17 protein-coding genes are annotated in these 19,976 nt (G+C 50.0%); 11 read left to right on the top strand and 6 right to left on the bottom strand.

Going from position 1 to position 19,976, the window contains the following annotated elements:
- The first annotated feature begins 185 nt into the window (after positions 1–185).
- The 9 genes from P2W70_RS06835 (at position 186) to P2W70_RS06795 (ending at position 11,225) form a co-directional block, all read left to right on the top strand.
- Positions 186–3,104, top strand: a complete 2,919-nt coding sequence (locus tag P2W70_RS06835; RefSeq protein WP_276480690.1) for a serine hydrolase domain-containing protein — start codon at positions 186–188, stop codon at positions 3,102–3,104.
- Positions 3,105–3,191: 87 nt separating this feature from the next.
- Complete coding sequence (locus tag P2W70_RS06830; protein ID WP_276480689.1) at positions 3,192–3,827, top strand: carbonic anhydrase; 636 nt, start codon at positions 3,192–3,194, stop codon at positions 3,825–3,827.
- 179 nt (positions 3,828–4,006) lie between these two features.
- The gene (gldA, locus tag P2W70_RS06825; protein ID WP_276480688.1) at positions 4,007–4,951 is read left to right on the top strand and encodes a gliding motility-associated ABC transporter ATP-binding subunit GldA; all 945 of its coding nucleotides are present in this window, start codon (positions 4,007–4,009) and stop codon (positions 4,949–4,951) included.
- Complete coding sequence (locus tag P2W70_RS06820) at positions 4,923–5,327, top strand: DUF4259 domain-containing protein (protein ID WP_276480687.1); 405 nt, start codon at positions 4,923–4,925, stop codon at positions 5,325–5,327. Before gldA ends, P2W70_RS06820 begins: the two co-directional genes overlap by 29 nt.
- Positions 5,328–5,462: 135 nt before the next feature.
- Entirely contained in the window at positions 5,463–6,752 is a 1,290-nt protein-coding gene (eno, locus tag P2W70_RS06815; RefSeq protein ID WP_276480686.1) for a phosphopyruvate hydratase, read from the top strand.
- An 87-nt stretch (positions 6,753–6,839) separates the two neighbouring features.
- Positions 6,840–7,154: an FtsB family cell division protein gene (locus tag P2W70_RS06810; RefSeq protein WP_276480685.1), complete on the top strand. Its 315-nt coding sequence runs from the start codon at positions 6,840–6,842 to the stop codon at positions 7,152–7,154.
- Positions 7,155–7,490: 336 nt separating this feature from the next.
- Positions 7,491–7,724, top strand: coding sequence for a hypothetical protein (locus P2W70_RS06805; protein ID WP_276480684.1), 234 nt, complete (start codon positions 7,491–7,493; stop codon positions 7,722–7,724).
- A gap of 61 nt (positions 7,725–7,785) precedes the next feature.
- A complete protein-coding gene (nth, locus tag P2W70_RS06800; protein WP_276480683.1) occupies positions 7,786–8,439 on the top strand; it encodes an endonuclease III in 654 nt (217 codons plus the stop codon).
- 392 nt (positions 8,440–8,831) lie between these two features.
- On the top strand, positions 8,832–11,225 hold the full coding sequence (locus P2W70_RS06795) for a GAF domain-containing protein (RefSeq protein ID WP_276480682.1): 2,394 nt from the start codon (positions 8,832–8,834) through the stop codon (positions 11,223–11,225).
- A gap of 81 nt (positions 11,226–11,306) precedes the next feature.
- Here the strand turns inward: P2W70_RS06795 and P2W70_RS06790 are convergent, their stop codons facing one another.
- Together P2W70_RS06790 and P2W70_RS06785 are read right to left on the bottom strand one after the other, a co-directional pair.
- Positions 11,307–11,582 (bottom strand): helix-turn-helix domain-containing protein, encoded by a 276-nt coding sequence (locus P2W70_RS06790; RefSeq protein ID WP_276480681.1) that lies wholly within the window; start codon positions 11,580–11,582, stop codon positions 11,307–11,309.
- Between the two features lie 93 nt (positions 11,583–11,675).
- Positions 11,676–12,515, bottom strand: coding sequence for a hypothetical protein (locus P2W70_RS06785; protein ID WP_276480680.1), 840 nt, complete (start codon positions 12,513–12,515; stop codon positions 11,676–11,678).
- A gap of 95 nt (positions 12,516–12,610) precedes the next feature.
- Between P2W70_RS06785 and P2W70_RS06780 the strand changes: the two genes are divergently transcribed.
- Positions 12,611–13,876, top strand: coding sequence for a Pycsar system effector family protein (locus P2W70_RS06780; protein ID WP_276480679.1), 1,266 nt, complete (start codon positions 12,611–12,613; stop codon positions 13,874–13,876).
- A gap of 22 nt (positions 13,877–13,898) precedes the next feature.
- On the opposite strand, the gene P2W70_RS06775 is transcribed toward P2W70_RS06780, so the two are convergent.
- Positions 13,899–15,755: a 2-oxoacid:acceptor oxidoreductase subunit alpha gene (locus tag P2W70_RS06775; RefSeq protein ID WP_276480678.1), complete on the bottom strand. Its 1,857-nt coding sequence runs from the start codon at positions 15,753–15,755 to the stop codon at positions 13,899–13,901.
- Positions 15,756–16,033: 278 nt separating this feature from the next.
- On the opposite strand from P2W70_RS06775, the gene P2W70_RS06770 reads away from it, so the two are divergent.
- Positions 16,034–16,915 (top strand): polysaccharide deacetylase family protein, encoded by an 882-nt coding sequence (locus P2W70_RS06770; RefSeq protein ID WP_276480677.1) that lies wholly within the window; start codon positions 16,034–16,036, stop codon positions 16,913–16,915.
- A 238-nt stretch (positions 16,916–17,153) separates the two neighbouring features.
- Here P2W70_RS06770 and P2W70_RS06765 read toward each other — a convergent pair whose 3' ends face one another.
- From P2W70_RS06765 to P2W70_RS06755, 3 genes are all read right to left on the bottom strand, one after another.
- Positions 17,154–17,777, bottom strand: a complete 624-nt coding sequence (locus P2W70_RS06765; RefSeq protein WP_276480676.1) for a carbonic anhydrase — start codon at positions 17,775–17,777, stop codon at positions 17,154–17,156.
- A 5-nt stretch (positions 17,778–17,782) separates the two neighbouring features.
- Positions 17,783–19,366: a SulP family inorganic anion transporter gene (locus P2W70_RS06760; RefSeq protein WP_276480675.1), complete on the bottom strand. Its 1,584-nt coding sequence runs from the start codon at positions 19,364–19,366 to the stop codon at positions 17,783–17,785.
- 189 nt (positions 19,367–19,555) lie between these two features.
- On the bottom strand, positions 19,556–19,930 hold the full coding sequence (locus P2W70_RS06755; RefSeq protein ID WP_276480674.1) for a hypothetical protein: 375 nt from the start codon (positions 19,928–19,930) through the stop codon (positions 19,556–19,558).
- Positions 19,931–19,976: the final 46 nt, after the last annotated feature.

Below are 19,976 nucleotides of genomic sequence, written 5' to 3'. Positions count from 1 at the left end.
CCACGCACACCCGCTCCCTGCGGGTATCTGCACGTTGTACAAGCTACTCCATCACCCCAAAAAGCGCTTCCCGAACAAGGGCGCACAGAAGGTTAAAATTGCCTCCATAATAGCCCTGGCACTAGCCTTTTGTGGGTGTTTCTTCTTAATTTCAGCGGCTAAAATCGTTTCATAAGTACATTATCATGAAGAGAATCCTATTGTTTGCGCTCATCTTACTAGGTATCACCGCTGCACAGGCACAGCGTTCTTCCTTCCTGCCCGAAAATCATTGGGTCGACAGCGTCTTCAAAACCCTCACCAAAGAACAGAAGGTCGCCCAGTTGATGGTACTCCGCCTGTCATCGATCGGACCCAACCGCACCGTCACCTTCTACGAAAAGGAAATCGAAGAAGCGGTACGTAAATACAATATCGGGTCTATCTGCCTCTTCCAGGGAGGCCCGATTAAACAGGCAACCCTCATCAATTACTACCAGAGCATCGCGCAAACACCCCTGCTCGTCTGCATCGATGGTGAAAACGGCCTCGGCATGCGCATGGACTCCGTGATCGGCCTGCCCCGCCAGATGATGATGGGCGCCGTCCAGGATCCCGCCCTCATTTACCAATATGGCCGCCTCGTGGGCGAACAGTGCAAGCGCATCGGCATCCAGGTCAACTATGCACCGGTGGTAGACATCAACAACAATCCCAACAACCCGGTCATCAACGATCGCTCCTTCGGAGAAGACAAATACCGCGTAGCCGAATACGGCATTCAATACATGAAGGGTATGCAGGACGTAGGCACCATGGCCTGCGCCAAGCACTTCCCTGGCCACGGCGACGTGTCGGTCGATTCTCACTACGACCTCCCCATCATCAACAAGTCAAAGGCAGAACTGGATTCACTTGAACTCTATCCCTTCCGTGAAATATTCAAGGCAGGAGTAGGCAGCGTCATGATCGCACACCTCTCCATCCCCGCCATCGACAATACCGCCAACAAGCCCACTTCCATTTCAAAGAAAAGTGTGACCGACCTGCTCCGCAAAGAGCTTGGTTACAACGGTCTCACCTTTACCGATGCCCTTGAAATGAAAGGCGTAGCGAAATATTACCCCGATGGCGAAGCCTCCCTCCAGGCGATCATCGCCGGCAACGACATGCTCTGCCTGCCTGGCGATATTCCCGGCAGCATCGACAAGATCCTGAAGGCCATCCGCAAACGCAAGCTCTCCTGGTCGGCGATCGATGCCCACGTCAAGAAAGTACTGCATGCCAAATATCAGTACGGACTGGCAAGCCTCAAGCCGATCGAAACCAAAAACCTGACAGAAGACCTCAATAGCAAAACCAATGAAATGCGCCGCCTCATCGCCGAAAAGGCCCTGACCCTGCTGCGCAATGATGATTACGGAGTATTCCCACTGTCCAAAGGCAAGCGCGTTGCCTACGTTGGATTTGGTCTTACCAAAGACAATGTATTTGCAGAACAGATCCGGAAAGACTACGACGCCCAGGTATACTACTTCGACTATCGCCTCGACGCCGATAAAGTAGCCCCCATGCTGCAGTTGTTCAAAGATCGCTACGACGTCGTAATCGTCGGCATGCACAACTACGCCCGCTATCCCGCCAATAATTTCGGCATCAGCACCGCCGCCATCGACCTCATCAAAGGATTGCAGCAGCAACACAAGACCATCAACCTGGCCTTTGGCAATCCCTATGCAGTCAAAAACCTGTGCGATGCCAAGGTAGTGGTAGCTTGCTACGAAGATGACGACATCACACAAACCGTCGCCGCCGACCTCGTCGCCGGTCGCCTTACCGCCAAAGGAAAACTGCCGGTAACTGTATGTGATGCTTTCAAATATGGTGATGGTATCGTTGCGAAGCAAGCATTGCCTACCGCCCTGGCCGGTTCACTCGGATTCCGTCAGGCGCAAATGAGCAATGAGATCGACTCGATCGTTACCGACGCCATCCGCCAGCAGGCTATTCCCGGCGCCGTGGTTTTGGTCGCAAAAGATGGTAAAGTAGTATTTGAACGTTCCTACGGTTACCTGACCTACGACAGCACCGAGCCGGTGTATCCCGAAACTATTTATGATCTGGCCTCCGTCACGAAGATCATGGCTACTACCGTGTCTGTGATGAAACTGTACGACGAAGGAAAGCTCGACCTGCAAAAAACACTCGGCGATTACCTGCCTTGGGTGAAAGGTTCCAACAAAGAGAACCTTAAACTATGGGACGTAATCCTGCACCAGGCCGGACTAAAATCTTTCATTCCTTTTTATAGAGAGACGGTCAATGTAAGCGACAACAGTAGCCCCAACTGGAAGTTTTATGCGCTGAAGGCCGATTCAACCCATACCGTACGCGTAGCCGATCATATGTTCATGCGCAACGATTGGGTAGATACGATCTATAGCCGTATCCTCACCAGCGCACTGGAGCCCGGTAATAAATACATCTACAGCGATAATGATTTTATCTTCCTCGGCAAAGTCGTAGAATCCATTACCGGCATGCCGCTCGAAGTATACGTAAAGCAAACCTTCTATGATAAGTTGGGTATGGCTTCCACTGGGTTCCGCCCACGCGAGCGCTTTCAGCTGAACAATATCGCGCCCACCGAAAAAGAAGCAGGCTTCCGCCAGCAACTGATCTGGGGCGATGTGCATGATCCAGGTGCCGCTATGTTTGGTGGCGTAGCGGGTCACGCCGGTTTGTTCAGCGATGCCTATGATCTCGCCATTCTCTCGCAAGTGTTGTTGAATGGAGGCGTGTTGAACGGGCAGAATTTTTTCAGCAAAGCCACCGTCGATTATTTCACCGGCTACCACAGCAATATCAGCCGTCGCGGTCTTGGATTCGACAAGCCAGAAAAAGACAACGCCACCCGGAAAGAGCCTTATCCAACCTTGTCGGCATCACCGCTCACCTACGGCCACACCGGTTTTACAGGTACTTGCTTCTGGATCGATCCCAAGTACAACCTGACGTATATTTTCTTGTCGAACCGCGTCAATAGTCCCGATCCGAATAAGTTCGGGCGCCTCAACGTTCGCCCCAAAGTACACGAAGCCATTTATCAGGCCCTGCTGAAATAGCAGATCTTAATAGTATGACAATGATAGAACCAGGCAGTGATGCCTGGTTTTTTTTGTTATCTTACAGCATCATTAAATAAGACGGCTATGAAACTTGCGGAAAGACTACTACTCGAGAACAAAGCCTGGGCGGCCGAAAAAGTACAGGATGATCCGGATTTCTTCAGCCGGCTTGAAAATATACAACAGCCAGAGTTTCTGTGGATAGGATGCAGTGATAGCCGCGTACCTGCCAATCAGATCACCAATACGATGCCCGGCGAATTATTTGTACACCGCAATGTGGCCAATCTGGTTGTCAATACCGATACCAACCTGCTGGCCGTGCTCGACTATGCCGTCAATCACCTAAAAATAAAAGATATCATTGTTTGTGGTCACTACGGTTGTGGTGGCGTAAAAGCAGCCATGACCAATCACGACTTCAAGCTGGTATTGAACATGTGGTTGAGAAATATCAAAGATGTGTACCGCTTACACCGGGCCGAGCTCGATGCCGTGGGCGATGAAGACAAACGGGTAGACAGGCTCGTAGAGTTGAACGTCATGGAGCAATTGCGCAACCTGGCCAAAACGTCCATTGTACAACGCGCCTGGAAAGAGCACAACCGGCCACATCTCCACGGATGGGTATACCGCCTCAGTGATGGCATCATAAAGCCTTTGCTGGATATTGAGGCCGGCGCCGATATCGACCCCGTATACCGCTACGACGACCTGTAAAAATACCAGGATGCCCGGCAAGGGCCGCCGCAGTTGGTCAGCGTACTTCCGTATTTTCCGACGAACTTCCTGGAATCCGGCTATCATAAGCTGAACCAGGAGGTTATATCCGTCTGAACTTTAGAAACTCGGGCCTCGAAAATTAAAATCTTCCCTTTGGTTTTTGTAGGTTTGCTACCATGTCAATTGAAGTAAACCAGCTTACCAAGAAATATGGTGAGCAAAAGGCTGTTGATGCGATCACCTTTAAAGTTGATAAAGGAGAGATCGTGGGGTTCCTGGGACCCAACGGAGCCGGAAAATCCACTACCATGAAGATCATCACCGGGTATCTCCAACCGGATGATGGAGCCGTGACCGTTTGCGGCATTGATGTGCTGAAACACCCCCTCGACAGTAAAAAGAAGATCGGGTACCTCCCGGAAGCCAATCCACTGTACTTTGACATGTACGTGCGCGAATACCTCGAATTCATTGCCGACGTACACGGCGTAGCCGACAAAAAGAAAAAGATAGAAGAAGTAATCGAAACTGTTGGCCTTACTTTGGAAAGCAAAAAACGCGTGGGTCAACTGTCAAAAGGATATAAACAACGGGTAGGCCTTGCCGCCGCCCTTATTCACGATCCGGAAGTATTGATCCTCGATGAGCCTACTACAGGGCTCGATCCCAACCAGATCATCGAGATCCGGGAAGTGATCAAAAAGCTCGGCCAGCAGAAAACAGTACTCTTTTCTTCGCATATTTTGCAGGAAGTAGAAGCGATCTGCGACCGCGTGGTGATCATCAATCGTGGAAGACTGGTAGCCGATAACAACGTCGACCAACTGATCAATCAGCCCGAAAAGGAAGAAGTATTGAAAGTATCCTTCCGGGAAGCGCTGGAGCCGGCCTGGCTCGAGCGGCTGAGCAGTGTACGGTCCGTAAACAAGGTAAGCACGTACGAATGGGAACTCTTTTGCCATAATATGCAGGAGGCCCGACGCCAGCTGATGGAACTTGCTTTGCAACAGAACCTCAATATAGTTTCACTGCAATCCGGAACCCAAAGCCTGGAAGAAGTATTTAGATCATTAACCAATAATAATATCAACGATGGGAACCTGGGGACACAGAAACTTTGAGAATGACGCCGCACTGGATTTCGTGATCGAAGTGGAAGACAATGGAGTGAAAGTAATCAATGAGATCCTGGACAGAGTAGCCGTATTACCAGAAGAAAATTACCTCGAAGTAGATGATAGCGTAGCGGTACTTGCCGCAATAGAGTTTGTTGCCGCTGCAAAAGGCAAACAATCGGAAGATTTCCCCGAAGGGGCAGAAGACTGGCTCGCCAAAACAGAGGCTGGTCCGCTCGTGTCGCAAGACCTCGCCCGCATGAAAAAGGTCATCGACCGGGTACGCAATAACTCCGAATTGCGCGATCTCTGGCAGGAAGAAGGCGACGAACCCGGGGAGTGGCTGGCCGTATTATCCGACCTCGAGGATAGGATAAGCTAAGCTCCGTAAGCATTAATTAATATAAACTTCGTTTCTTTGCCATCCGAACGCAGCGTCTGGCAAAGACGCCGCGTGCACTAACGAGCGTTTGCCAGCCTATTTTTAAAACCAACAGCAAATAACAAACAACGAATCATGAGTTACATTGCCGACATTCATGCAAGACAAATATTAGACAGTCGTGGTAATCCTACTGTAGAAGTAGATGTAGTTACCGATAACGGCATCATTGGCCGCGCTGCGGTACCCAGCGGAGCTTCTACCGGTAAGCACGAAGCGGTAGAGCTGCGTGATGGCGACAAGAAAGTGTATGTAGGTAAAGGCGTATTGCAAGCCGTAAAGAATGTAAATGATATCATCGCCGACCAACTGATCGGAGTAGAGGTAGTTAAGCAGGCGTTCATCGATGCTCAACTCATCCAGATCGACGGCACCGAAAATAAAGCCAAACTGGGCGCCAACGCTACCCTCGCGGTATCTATGGCCGTAGCACACGCTGCCGCTCAGGAAAGCAACCTGCCCCTCTTCCGTTACCTCGGCGGCGTTAACGCTACCGTATTGCCCATGCCCCTGATGAACATCCTCAACGGTGGTATGCACGCCGATAACAAGATCGATTTCCAGGAGTTCATGGTCGTTCCCATCGGCGCTCCTTCCTTCAGCGAAGGCCTTCGCTGGGGTGTGGAGATCTTCCACAACCTGAAGACCGTACTGAAGAAAAAAGGATACAGCACCAACGTAGGTGACGAAGGTGGTTTCGCTCCTGATATCAAGAGCAATGAAGAAGCCATCGAAACCGTACTGGAAGCCATCACCCTCGCAGGTTACAAACCCGGCGAGCAGATCGGTATCGCCATGGACGCTGCTACCACAGAAATGTTCGACGAAAAGACCAACAGCTATAAATTCCACAAAAGCTCCGGCAAATCCATCAGCAGCGATGAAATGGTGGCTTTCTGGGCTGATTGGGCTAAGAAATACCCCATCGTTTCTATCGAAGACGGTATGGCAGAAGACGATTGGAATGGCTGGCTGAACCTGACCAAAGCAATCGGCAGCAAATGCCAGCTGGTAGGTGATGACCTGTTTGTTACCAACGTAAAGCGTCTCCAGGAAGGTATCGATAAAGGTATCGCCAACAGTATCCTGATCAAGGTGAACCAGATCGGTACCGTAACAGAAACCATCAATGCGGTACAACTGGCACAAACCAATGGTTACAACACCATCATGAGCCACCGCAGCGGTGAAACAGAAGACACGACCATCGCTGACCTGGCCGTAGCCCTCAATTGCGGACAGATCAAGACTGGTTCTGCCAGCCGTAGCGACCGTATGGCTAAGTACAACCAACTGCTCCGCATCGAAGAATTGCTGGCGGAGAACGCGGTTTATCCTAAAGGAAGAATTAAATTTGGTAGATAATTATAGGACAAGGGCAGGAAGTCAGGACCCTTGGTGCTGACTTCCTGCCTTTCCCTTTTTTCAGATATCACACAAAGAAGAAGGACCATGAAGCTGTTGCAACAAATACCCGCCTGGCTTAAGAATAAATACCTCCTGACCGGATTGGTGTTTGCAGTATGGTTGTGCTTCTTCGATGATCAGGATATCATCACTACCCACTTCAAGCACAAGAGTGAACTGCACAAGCTCGAAAAGAGCCGCGACTTTTTCCTCGGACAAATAGAGAACACCAAAAAAGAACTCGAACAACTGAAGTCCGATCCCGCTACGCTGGAAAAATATGCCCGTGAAAAATACTGGATGAAAAGAGACAATGAAGACCTCTTCATTCTCCCCGAACCGCCTGCCGAAAAGCAATAAATAGCCCCGATATCCGGCTTTCAACGCTACTCCCCCCTCGGTTTACCGCTGCCAGATAGCCATAAGCTGGTTCATTTACAACTACTTGCACGTCATTGGAAACCTTGCCCGCCAGGCTGTCGGATGCAGTGCCAGGCCCGACTTTCACAGCCAGGCTGTATAAAAGCCGCTATTATTATTAGATTATTTTATCTACCTTGGTGTTCGATTTAAGCAACGACTCCTCCAATTTCCGAATCCTATACAATAACAAGACCCCAGCCAGCGTTTATAAATCGGACGGACTCCGAAATTGACTCTTTCGGACTATTTTTTAGGACATAAATGGAATTGCCTATGATTCTCTTTACACCAGAGGAGCTCATACAGTATTTGTATAATGAAACCTCTCCAGAGAAAACCGCAGCAATCGAAACCGCATTGCAAGAAGATTGGACTCTTCGCGAGAAATTAGAAGTATTGAAGACATCTGTAAAAAGCCTCAACAGGATCGTTGAATCCCCCAGGCCGCAGGTTATTTTAAACATCCTTAACTACGCACGCGAATCAGTAACTGCATCCGTAGAGTAATCTACGGCCCTTGCAATTATTGATTCACTTCCCGTAATTTCGCCGTCATTCTCATAACCGAATGACACGGAAAGATCGTTTTAACTTCGTCATCAGCTATTTTCAGGAACATGCTCCCAATGCGGAGACGGAGTTATTATACGACAATCCCTACCAGTTACTGGTGGCGGTTATCTTATCAGCCCAATGCACCGACAAAAGGGTCAATATGACCACGCCGGCTATCTTCGAAAGGTATCCCGACGCGGCCACCTTGTCTAAAGCCACTTTTGACGAGCTCTTTCCGCTGATCAGAAGCATCTCTTATCCAAACAACAAGACGAAACACCTCATCGGCATGGCCAACATGCTGATGGAGAAGTTTCATGGCGAAATCCCCCTGACGGTCGAGGAATTGATCTTGCTGCCCGGTGTGGGGCGGAAGACAGCCAATGTCATCACCTCCGTCGTCGACCAGCAACCCAATATGGCAGTAGATACGCATGTATTCCGCGTATCGGCCCGTATTGGCCTCACGGTGGGCGCCACCACGCCGTTGGCCACAGAAAAGCAGCTACTACAGTACATTCCCAAAGAATTGGTGCATATAGCCCACCACTGGCTCATCCTGCATGGCCGCTATGTTTGCGTAGCCCGCAACCCCAAATGCGAAGAGTGCGGCCTGCAGCCCGCTTGCCGCTATTTTCAGAAAAGCATCGCCAAAACTATTCGGTAAACTACCCGCCAACGGTCACCGCTAGCCTTATTGGCAGATTCCTGATTGCGTAACCTGTCATCCTGCTCGGGAAAATAGCCTGTTTGGCAGCCAGGGGCCGTACGCAGCATTGATTGGGGCAATGAGTGTCAGATTTTTTATAATCAATTATAAATCAATACTATGTGGCGCTTGCGGGTATCCTTTTTTGTACAAGGTTTCCGGAAGGTTACCACTTCTTGTACCTTTTGGTTCAACATTTGGGTACCCCCCGTGTTATTAATTTGACATTAAAACACCCCGGATTCGGGTAAGCCTGTCCCTATAAAAAAATCCTACTTTTACAATATCCGACTTGACCGACCGTCTACCCTTGTATAGCATAGCCAGAAAAACAAAATATTTGAAATTACATGGACAAAACATCTACACATAGCAGTCCCATTACTTCATCCCTGTCGTTCCGGCCGCTGATCAGGGAGCTGGAGAAGACCGTACGCGAGGGGAGGTCGGGCATCGGTAACTTATATAAGGACCTGCTCAATAAAGTATACCAGCACCCGGAGCTCCTGGAACCAATCCGTGATCTCAGCCTGCTCGATACACACAAAGAACTGATCGAACAACTGATGGCGACGGTATTCCCCGTCACCCTGTCTGATAAAGAAGACCTGTACGGAGCTGCCATTCCCTTCCAGTTCACCATGTTCTACGCTTCCAGCAAAATGCAACAGGATTTCCTGGATACGGCTGGCAACAAGATCAAAATGCCCAACTGTGAAACGGAAGACAGGATGCACAGTGAGAAGATTGTTGGTGCTTACCAAATGATCCTCAACCGCTACTTCAATACCAATATTAATAATGGTGTCATGACCAGCGTATACGAGGTGAAATGCCCGGATACTGGTCTCGACACCTACACAGAGCTGGAGCTCGACGCCCGTTTTATTGAGGTAAAGGTGAAAGGCGACCTGCCACACCTGCCCATCGATTGCGGCGCCCATTGCCACGATGTAACCGACCTGATGTCGCTCGAAGCCCTGAAGGAAATGTTGCCCCTCAGTCTTTTTGAGTTTGAAGGCATGATCATCCTCCGCCTGCGCGATGTTACCCAGCGCGAGGTATTGAATATCATTCGTAATCGCCTGCTCGATCTGCACACGTTTTCCGACAAACATGTATTTGCTGAGTTGCAGGAACAAGTGCAGAACCTGATCGGCCTCCATGGCGTCAATACCGCCATCAAGCCGTTCTTCCGGGTCAACAACCACCTGGTATTGTCCGAAATATTCAGCAGCTCCAACATTGATCGTGGTACTAAAAAAGAACCCACGCCCGAGCAGCTGCAGTTTATCTACCAGGCCGTCACCAAGGCGTTCAAGAATTCCGAACGTCCTCTGCTGATCCCCAACATCAACGATGAAGCGGTGATGCGTCATCCCTTCATGGTCATGCTGGCCGAACTGGGATACAAAAGCGCCATCATTTGCCCGCTTTTCGCCGATAACCACGATATGCTGGGCGTATTGCTGATCGTGAGCGAAGAGCCCAACATATTCAATCAGTCGCATATTGCACGCATTGAACCTGCGATCCCCCTGTTCAAACTGGCCATGGAAAAAAGCCAGGAGAACCTCGACCACCAGGTCGATCGGGTAATCAAAGATCAGTTCACCGCCGTACAGGATGCAGTCGAGTGGAGGTTCACCGAAGAAGCCCTGCGCTACCTGACCCGCAAAAGCAAAGGCGAGCAAGTCAAGATCGAGCCCATCGTGTTCCAGAATGTATACCCGATGTACGGGGCCATCGATATCCGCAACTCTTCGGTAGAACGGAACAATGCCATCCAGCTCGACCTGCTCGAACAGCTCAACCTGGCGCACGACATTGTACAGCTGGCGAAGAAAGAACATCCCTTCCCGCTGCTGGATGAAACCTCCTTCAAGCTGCAGAAGTTCAAACACTCCGTGTCCAACATTCTGTTTGCCGACGAAGAGATCGCCATCCTGCAATTCCTGAAGGTGGAGCTCATCAACCTGTTCAAGCACTTACAGTCCATCCTGCCTTCGCTCAACCGCGAGATCAACCGTTACTTCGATGCGATCAATTCGCCGGTCGAAATGGTGTATCACCACCGGAAAGAATATGAAGACAGCATCACCACCATCAACACCGCCGTAGCCAGGTTTATCGACCGCGAACAGGAAGCTGCCCAAAAGATATTCCCCCACTACTTCGAACGTTTTGTGACGGATGGGGTAGACTTTAATATATACATCGGACAATCGATCAGTCCCGATAAGAAATTCGACTTCTTCTACCTGAAGAACCTGAAGATCTGGCAACTCAGTACCCTGGCCAAGGCGGCCCGCCTGACCCACAAACTGGAGAAGGAGCTACCGCTGCGTTTACAAACCAGTCAGCTGATCCTGGCACACAGCCACCCGATCTCCATCAGCTTCCGTACGGCCGAAAGAAAGTTCGATGTAGACGGTGCCTACAACATTCGCTATGAGATCATCAAGAAGCGGATCGACAAGGTGCATGTAAAAGACTCCAACGAAAGGCTGACACAGCCCGGTACCATCGCCATCGTCTATTCACAGCCACAGGAAGCACAGGAATACCTCGAGTACGTAGAGTTCCTGCAAAACCAGGGTTTGCTGAAAGGTGAAGTGCAGAAGTTTGACCTCGAAGAGTTGCAAGGCGTAAGTGGACTCAAAGGTTTGCGCGTAGCGATCAATCTCGAAGAAGAACAGGAGCCTGACACTAAGAAAGAAGAAAAGAAGCAGGCCGTTATCTAAGCATATACAATAAAAATCTGTTTACATCCTGGTGCCACGCAAGGGCCAGGATGTATTTTTTTATCTCACCTTACGTACAGACTACAGTCCTCCGGCCTTAAAGTCGAATTCAAAGTCGAACATTTTCTTCGGATGCATGCTCATGGCATTGGCAATGGTGACTACAGTAGCAATGGTAGGGCTGCTTTCGCCTACCTCGATCCTGTATACCTGTTTAGGTTCAATGCCTGCCTGAGCGGCCAGTGCCTCGCGGGAGAGTTTCTTGGCAGTTCTCAACCTTTTCAGGTTGGCGCCAAATGCTTTGTTATATGCTTCGTTACGAATATTCACGGGTGTGAAGGTCTTATTTGTATACAAATAACCTGCGTCAATTTTGACATAGGCTAAACTTTTTGTTGCCTTAAAATTAGAAACTGTTAATAATGGGTTAAGTGAAGGTGACTAATGCGATCACTTGCCCGGCGTATAAGGAAATTTCAATATGGTAGCTTTACCATCGGCGCCTTCATTGGAGATGAACATATCGCCATTGGGGGCAAAGCAGATGCCCTCTGGTTGCGGAAACTGATCCGGATTCATTTGCCAGGCCCCTTCTATCTTGCCATCGAGCGTGGTTTGCAGGATGCCCTTGCCCACGGAAGCTACTATAAACAAGCGCTTCAGGATAGGATGGATCGCTGCTGCCGACGGCTTAAACTGCCCATTATTATCTTTCTGCCACTTGTGGATCTCCTTGCGACGGATCTCGTACAGGATCGTGTCCGAGAATTGCAGGCTATCCATATCGAAGGTATAAGTGATCACCCCCTTCTTGGTCTCGCGCTGCTCCTTCGATACCAGTACCAGCTTGCCCAGATTGGGATCATGGTACAGGCTTTCAAATTCTATCTTCTTCTCCCGCGGAAACTCGATCTCATTTTCGGTATTGGGCTGCGCCGTGGGCACCCGGTGAATATTACCATTACTTTCCAGTACATAATAATAATCACCCACCATCACGATATCCTCATAATCGCGCTTGCGGCCAAACTTGGTGACGGTATAATCGCCTGTCGTACTATTGATCAGGAATATCTTGCCATCTTCATCATTGATGGCGGCTATCCGGGTATCGGGCAGGTAAAACATACCGGAGATCTCAATCAGCTCTTTGTCCAGTACGATCACCTGCTTATGCGATTCGTGGTAACCCGGCATAGGTGGAACGAAAGACTTCCCCTGCCGGCTGCAGGCCTGGAAGGAAATGACGAGGAACAGGGATAAAAAGAAAATAGAATAAGAACGTTTCATGGCATTAGTTCCTTTAAAACCTTGATACAGACAATTAATTCTTCTAAAGATACAATCTTTTATTGCTTAATTTGTACAGCTAAAGTAACGCATGTATGGCATCAGACAGCCAGTTATTATTGCAGGAATCCGAACGATATGTGACGCATTTTTTTGCTACGCGTGTCAGTCCCGCATTCCTGTTCCACAATATAGATCACACGAAAGATGTAGTAGCAGCCGCCACTACCATGGCCGACTATTACCAACTGCCGGAAACCGACAGGCGGATATTGCTGGTGGCAGCCTGGTTCCATGACACGGGATACTCCAGTGGCAATGCCCGCTGGCACGAAAAGATCAGTAAGGAGATCGCCGGCGATTTCCTGCAACAACACCAGGCCGATGCCTCGTTCATCGAAAAGGTAGGAAACGCCATCCTCGCCACACAATGGCCACAATGCCCTACCAACCTGATCGAGCAGATACTGTGCGACGCAGACCTGGCCCATCTTGGTGGAGAACACTTCGATGAAAGAAACAAATTGCTCCGCAAAGAGTTGAATACGCTGTTCGAAAACAAGCTCTCTAAAAAGGAATGGCGAAAGAAGAATATCGCCTTCCTGCAACAGGTGCGCTATTTTACCGACTACGCACGCAAGAACTACCAGCCGCTGAAAGACCAGCACCTGCAGGAACTGATTGCCAAAGACGATGATGTACAGCCAGAAGCCGCCCCCGCTCCCGCACCGGAAAAAGTAGCTGCATTGCCTCCCGGCGAACCTGCTCCACATGGCGCGGAAAAGGCTGCCAAAGAGAAACTGAAAGTAGCCAGCCGCACTGAACGCGGTATCTCTACGATGTTCCGCATCATGTCCGATAACCACGTCAACCTGAGTCAGATGGCCGACAGCAAGGCCAATATCATGATCTCGGTAAACACCATCGTGATGTCGATCATGGTATCCGGGCTGCTGGGCAGACTGCAATTCTATACAGAGTTTATTGTACCTACCATTATATTACTAGCGGTATGTCTTACCGCCGTGGTATTTGCCATCCTGGCTACCCGGCCCAATATAACCAAGGGCACTTTTACGGAAGAAGATATCCGGAACAAGAAAGTAAACCTGCTCTTTTTCGGTAATTTCTACAACATGTCGCTGCACGAGTACGACTGGGCGATGAAAGAAATGATGAAAGACGGGGAATACCTCAACAGCAGCATGATCAAGGATATCTATTTCCTCGGGGTGGTACTGGCCCGCAAATACAAGTTCCTGCGTATCAGTTACAACGTCTTTATGTTTGGGTTGATCGTAGCTATTGTAGCATTTGCCATCGCCATGCTCTTCTCCGAACCTACCGTTCAGGCATCATAATGTAATCAGGCGGCTTGCTGTTTTAATGAATAATACCCAACATCTCCTTTAGTTGAGTCACCAGTTCTGTACTGGTGATCGGCACCCCCATGATCTTGTGGTAACCCTGGGCATCTACCAGGTATACATCGCGGATGATCTTGATTAACTGCCCATTGTTGATCTCCGGGATCAATACCTGCTCAAACCGTTGCAGGATATCACCGAGATTCCGAGGTAGTGGCCGAAGGTGGCGCAGATGCGCATGGCTAACGGCATGCCCTTCGGCTTGCAACTCGGCCAGCGCGCTCTTGATGGCGCCATACGTGCTTCCCCATCCCAATACGAGCACCTTGCCGGAAGCAGGTCCGCTATCGAGGTGCTGCGGCGGTATATGCTCAGCGATCTTGTCTACTTTCTCCTGCCGGATCTTCACCATCAGCTGGTGGTTATCCGGGTCATAACTTACATTACCCGTAATGTTTTGTTTTTCCAGTCCGCCAATGCGGTGCTCCAGGCCCGCTGTGCCGGGTATGGCCCAGGGACGTACCAGCCGTTCATCGCGCAGGTAAGGTTGAAATTTGTCTTCATGATGCCCCAGGTCGGTTTTGAATTGAACAGCTATAGGCGCAAGTTCCTGGCTTTGCGGAAAACGCCAGGGCTCGGCCCCATTGGCGATGTAGCCATCACTGAGGAAGATAACGGGAGTCATATGTTGAATGGCAATGCGCACCGCTTCATAGATCGCGGCAAAACAATCACTGGGCGTCGAGGCCGCAATGACGGGCATGGGGCATTCGCCGTTGCGGCCATAGTAGGCTTGCAGCAGATCGCTTTGTTCGGTTTTCGTAGGCAGCCCGGTGGAAGGGCCACCCCGTTGAATATTGCAAATGATCAGGGGGATCTCCATCATCACGGCCAACCCCATCGCCTCCGCTTTAAGTGCCATACCAGGTCCCGAAGTCGTGGTGACGCCTAGCGACCCACCGTAGGCGGCGCCAATGGCAGAGGTGATGGCCGCAATCTCGTCTTCCGCCTGAAAGGTCTTCACCCCAAAGGCTTTGTGACGACTTAACTCGTGCAGGATATCCGAGGCTGGCGTAATGGGGTAAGAGCCGAGAAACAAAGGCAGCCCACTTTGCCGGGAAGCTGCAATCAGGCCATAGGCCAGCGCCTGGTTGCCCATGATGGAGCGGTAAACACCTGGCTCCATTTTAGCCTTGTCGACCCGGTAGCGGGTCGTAAAGGTTTCCGTGGTATCGCCATAATGGTAACCCGCCTGCAGCGCTTTGATATTACTGTCTAGTATGTCAGGTTTCTTGCTGAACTTCTCCCGGAAAAAATGCAGCGTACTCTCCATGTCACGGTTATACATCCAGTACAGAAAGCCAAGCACAAACATATTCTTGGCGCGATCCTTTTCTTTGGTACCAAGGCTTGTCTCCTTGAGCGCTTCGCGGGTCATTTTGCTGATGTCGATCCTGATCAGTTCGTAACCGTCGAGGCTGCCATCGTCCAACGGATGGATGCCATCTGGATAATTGGCCAGCCGCAGGTTTTTGGCGTCGAAGCCATCGGTGTTGGCGATTATTTTCCCTCCTTTTTTCAAAGCCTTCAAATTGGCTTTCAGGGCGGCGGCATTCATAGCTACCAGCACATCGCATTCATCACCGGGTGTATAGATCGGGTTACTGGAGAACCGGAGTTGAAAACCACTGACACCAGGCAGGGTACCTTGTGGCGCACGTATCTCAGCGGGGAAGTCGGGGAAGGTGGCCAGGTCGATGCCCAGCAGCGCGGTATTATTGGTAAACTGGCTGCCGGTCAATTGCATGCCATCGCCGGAATCTCCGGCAAACTTGATCACTACATCCTGCAATAATTCTTCTTTACGGCTCATTGCAAAAAGTTGTTCCTATAAATGTAAGACAATTCGTTTATCCCGTCAGTAATTACAGTTATTAGCTCCTAACGGTTCCTGGCGCCAGCGCACACGCAAAGCAAAGCCCCGACGATCCTTTATAATAGCCAATCGTGAACGCTGGTGAGCCATTGGTCAACGCTGTTTTCCTCCCTGGTTGTTCATTCGTCGTATTTAAACATACTTTAACCAAAACAATTTGCAGAAGGGCCTTTCTATGTAATAAATTCAGGGTACAAAATTTCCCCTTAACATTTATGGAAACCAACAGTGACGAAGGCGACACCACTGCCTTTGTTTTCTACCGACCGCTCCTGCTTTGCCTGGTGCTGGTGGCCTGTGCCAAACCAACCCGCCAAAGCGATAAGAAACCCATTCCCATCACCCAACAAACAGCAAAGACAGAGGAGAAGCCAGCTCCTCCGCGTAAGAAGAAAAAAAAGAAGATCTTCCTTACGTTCGACGATGGCCCCAACCGGGGCACCCGTAAAGTATTGAACATCGTACAACAGGAACAGGTACCTGTTACTTTCTTCCTCATTGGTGAGCACGTATTTGCCAGCACCACCCAGAAGGCTACCTGGGACAGTCTCCGTGTAGCCGAATCCATTGAACTATGCAACCACAGCCACACCCATGCCTGGAACAACCGCTACAACAAATTCTACCAAAATCCAGATTCAGTAGTCAAAGATTTTAAACGTTGCCGCGACAGTCTCGAGCTGGCCAACAACATCACCCGTACACCCGGTCGTAACATCTGGCGGGTCGATACCTTGCGGTATACCGATCTGTCGAAGAGCGCCGCGGCAGCCGACTCCCTGCAACAGGCAGGGTTTACCATCATTGGCTGGGACCTCGAATGGCACTACGATCACCGGAGTTTTTCACTGCGCAACAAGTCGGACGAGATCATGGGGCAGATCGACAGTATCTTTGCCACCAACCGTACCCGTGTACCCGAGCACCTCGTTTTGCTGGCACACGATCAGGTATATGATGATGCCAATGACTCGGCCGAGCTGCACCAGCTGATCAAAAAATTAAAGGCAAGGGATGAGTACGAACTACTGGTGACCAGTAAGTTTCCGGGTGTAAAACCAGGCAAACGCGATAGTAGTTTAGCGACGTTGGAATAAGGGCACTTCTCGCAGTCAACGACTATTATCTACAGCCATGTTCGCATGGACGATTCCCGCATGTCGGTGACAGTGTCCTGAACGAACAAGTGCTGACGTGCTTTCCCATGTCCTTGTTAGCGCAAACCGTCTAGGTAGACACGACTCAACCCGGTCGTAACAGGCATCCTATGTTCAACAGAAAAAGCCCGGCCGAGAATCCTCGCCGGGCTTTTTACAGGGTATACAGACAACCAAACTATAGTATCGCATAGGCCGGCGATTTTACCGGCGGCGCTATATCATAAACCTGTTTCAGTAAACCGTCTTTCAAAGCATACACCCATCCGTGAATATGTGGGCGGGCGCCTTTTTCCCAGGCCCGGCGGATGGTATCCGTCTTCGACAGATTGATCACCTGCTGACGCACGCTGAACTCCGACAATAAATTGGCCTTGGCATCATGATCGGAAATACTGTCGATGGCTGTTTTATTATCCTGGTAGGTGTTCTTGATATGGATGAGCCATTGATCGAGCAGGCCAAGGCTTTCATTGCTAAGCGCCGCTTTAACGCCACCACAACCATAGTGGCCACATACGATCACGTGTTTCACTTTGAGGTGCATCACGGCATACTCCAGTACACTTAGCAGGTTGAGGTCATCCTCTACCACCAGGTTGGCAATATTGCGGTGCACGAAGATTTCACCGGGGTTGGTGCCGGTGATCATATTGGCTGGTACACGACTGTCACTACAACCTATCCACAGAAAATCGGGGGTTTGTCCTTTCGACAGACGGTCGAAGAATCCGGGGTCTTCTGCCTGGGTTTCTGCTGCCCAGGCCTTATTCTCGAGTAAAAGCTTTTCGAATGAGTTCATAAAAATTAGTTTTTGGATAAAACAAGCTCCTGGGGTTCAAAATGATGGAACCCCTGTTCTTTATACACACTTTTTTTCAGCTCCACGTTGATGTTCTTCAACGGAGCATGCTTCTGGAAATCCTCGATCACTTCGATCACGTCCTTGTCGATAAAGTCGGCACGGGCAGCATCGATCAGTACATAGGAATTTTCAGGAACTTCTTCCAGCTTACGTTTAATGATGGGTTTATTCAGGAAGGACACATCCTTACGCAGACGGAACAGGTACTTGTTGTCGTCGTTGACGATGAATACCGCCGATTTGAAATTGCTGCGCAATACAAAGATCAGCCCGACACAACAGCCGATCAGAATACCAATTAGCAAGTCGGTCATCAAAATGGCTACCACCGTGATCACAAATGGCAGGAACTGATCCATACCTTTCTTATAAAACTTCTTATACAAAGATGGCTTGGTCAGTTTATAACCGGTATAGATCAGTACGGCGGCCAGCGAAGCAAAGGGAATCAGATTCAGTAATCCGGGGATCAAGGCCACACACAGCAACAACAACAGGCCATGGGTGATGGCAGATACCTTTGTTTTGGCGCCAGCGTTTACGTTAGCAGAGGTGCGAACGACAACGGAGGTCAGGGGCAAACCACCGATCAAACCCGATACCAGGTTACCCATACCTTGTGCCTTCAGCTCACGATTGGTAGGCGTTACACGCTTGTAAACATCCAGCTCGTCCGACGCCTCGATATTGAGGAGCGTTTCAAGACTGGCCACGATGGCAATGGTGAAGGCCGAGGTCCATACTGTCACATTGCTCAGGTGACTGAAATCGGGATGCGTGAAGAACGACAGGAATTCTCCGGGCGTTTGAGCGATCGGAATGCTTACCAGGTGGGCAGTGCCCAGCGCCAGCTCGGGCTTATTGGCCTTCAGCCATTCATTGATCAATACGCTCACCACCACCACGATCATTGCAGAAGGAATAAGGGTCAGCACCCTTGATTTTTTAGAGATCTTTTCCCAAATGATGATGATGGCCAGCGACAGCAGACCAATGCCCATAGCTACGGGCATGATATTCTTAAAGGCATAAAAAACCGCTGTGAAGGTATTCTTGCCGTCGGGCTGCTTAAAGCCTTCATCCCCTTCAAAGTCGGCCTCGTCACCCAACAGGTGGGGGATCTGTTTGAGGATCAGGATCAAACCGATCGCTGCGAGCATTCCTTTAATAGCGGCACCGGGAATATAATCGCCCAATACACCCGCCTTCAGAAAACCAAGGGCGATCTGAATAAGGCCCGCCAGCACCACTGCCAGCAGGAAAGCTTCGTACACCTGAAGTTTGGTAATGGCCGCCAATACAATGGTCGTAAGGCCCGCAGCTGGTCCGCTCACGCTTAATTGCGATCCGCTGAGTGAACCAATCACAATGCCACCCACAATACCGGCAATAAGACCGGAGAAAGGAGGAGCGCCAGATCCGATGGCGATACCCAGACAGAGGGGAAGCGCTACCAGAAATACCACGATGGAGGACGGTAGGTCGGAACCAAGAGAGCGGAGATAGCTTTTAGGCTTTTGCACCATAAAAAAATTATTAGGAAGATTGAGTTTACGATAGTATGTCACGACCAATGAGCATGCGCGCGTGAAGACGCGGCAAACCATTGCATCGACAACCATGACCTTTTCTTACGGCAGAAAAGGGGGCGTTAAATAATAAATAAGAATATAATAAGAATGAGCGGGCACAAGAGTGCCAAAGGGGGGAATACGCTAAACCTTGGGAGGGGGCGTCAGCAATTCAGAATGCACGATCTGCAGTTTTTCTGCTTCGTGGATCTTGTGAGCGAAGAGCGGATCTATCCAGAAAGGGTGGTCCAGGTCTGGACCTTCGTGGATATATTCTTCATTAACGGAGACAGGCTTATTAGGCGCCTTTTCATCGGGTCCTGCCGGAGAGCAGGGATTGCTGCTTTCAGGCGATTCTTCCTCGTTGGTAGCTGTCCAGGAAGACTCCGCCGCAGCATCTTTAGCCGTGTAAATAAAGAAGTTCATACTGGTCAGGAGCGTCAATAACAACATCATGCTGATAGCCGGGATCACCCGCCTAAGCGCAAAAGGATGGTATTTTCTGCGTGCCTGCTTCATAATCAATTTACTGCCTACGCAAATATAACCCGCGGAAGGGGCAAAT

Origin of the sequence: Paraflavitalea pollutisoli, from assembly GCF_029360705.1 — a bacterium.
GTDB lineage: Bacteria > Bacteroidota > Bacteroidia > Chitinophagales > Chitinophagaceae > Paraflavitalea > Paraflavitalea pollutisoli.
The sequence above is the reverse complement of the archived record's forward strand: the minus strand, read 5'-3'. Positions and strand labels throughout refer to the sequence as shown.

What these genes read in the sequence shown, in the direction of transcription:
- P2W70_RS06810 (WP_276480685.1), top strand. Translation starts at nt 6,840, where the DNA reads ATGAAGCTGTTGCAACAAATACCCGCCTGGCTTAAGAATAAATACCTC.
- nth (WP_276480683.1), top strand. Translation starts at nt 7,786, where the DNA reads ATGACACGGAAAGATCGTTTTAACTTCGTCATCAGCTATTTTCAGGAA.
- P2W70_RS06755 (WP_276480674.1), bottom strand. Translation starts at nt 19,930, where the DNA reads ATGAAGCAGGCACGCAGAAAATACCATCCTTTTGCGCTTAGGCGGGTG.
- eno (WP_276480686.1), top strand. Translation starts at nt 5,463, where the DNA reads ATGAGTTACATTGCCGACATTCATGCAAGACAAATATTAGACAGTCGT.
- P2W70_RS06830 (WP_276480689.1), top strand. Translation starts at nt 3,192, where the DNA reads ATGAAACTTGCGGAAAGACTACTACTCGAGAACAAAGCCTGGGCGGCC.
- P2W70_RS06780 (WP_276480679.1), top strand. Translation starts at nt 12,611, where the DNA reads ATGGCATCAGACAGCCAGTTATTATTGCAGGAATCCGAACGATATGTG.
- P2W70_RS06765 (WP_276480676.1), bottom strand. Translation starts at nt 17,777, where the DNA reads ATGAACTCATTCGAAAAGCTTTTACTCGAGAATAAGGCCTGGGCAGCA.
- P2W70_RS06760 (WP_276480675.1), bottom strand. Translation starts at nt 19,366, where the DNA reads ATGGTGCAAAAGCCTAAAAGCTATCTCCGCTCTCTTGGTTCCGACCTA.
- gldA (WP_276480688.1), top strand. Translation starts at nt 4,007, where the DNA reads ATGTCAATTGAAGTAAACCAGCTTACCAAGAAATATGGTGAGCAAAAG.
- P2W70_RS06775 (WP_276480678.1), bottom strand. Translation starts at nt 15,755, where the DNA reads ATGAGCCGTAAAGAAGAATTATTGCAGGATGTAGTGATCAAGTTTGCC.
- P2W70_RS06805 (WP_276480684.1), top strand. Translation starts at nt 7,491, where the DNA reads ATGATTCTCTTTACACCAGAGGAGCTCATACAGTATTTGTATAATGAA.
- P2W70_RS06835 (WP_276480690.1), top strand. Translation starts at nt 186, where the DNA reads ATGAAGAGAATCCTATTGTTTGCGCTCATCTTACTAGGTATCACCGCT.
- P2W70_RS06785 (WP_276480680.1), bottom strand. Translation starts at nt 12,515, where the DNA reads ATGAAACGTTCTTATTCTATTTTCTTTTTATCCCTGTTCCTCGTCATT.
- P2W70_RS06795 (WP_276480682.1), top strand. Translation starts at nt 8,832, where the DNA reads ATGGACAAAACATCTACACATAGCAGTCCCATTACTTCATCCCTGTCG.
- P2W70_RS06770 (WP_276480677.1), top strand. Translation starts at nt 16,034, where the DNA reads ATGGAAACCAACAGTGACGAAGGCGACACCACTGCCTTTGTTTTCTAC.
- P2W70_RS06820 (WP_276480687.1), top strand. Translation starts at nt 4,923, where the DNA reads ATGGGAACCTGGGGACACAGAAACTTTGAGAATGACGCCGCACTGGAT.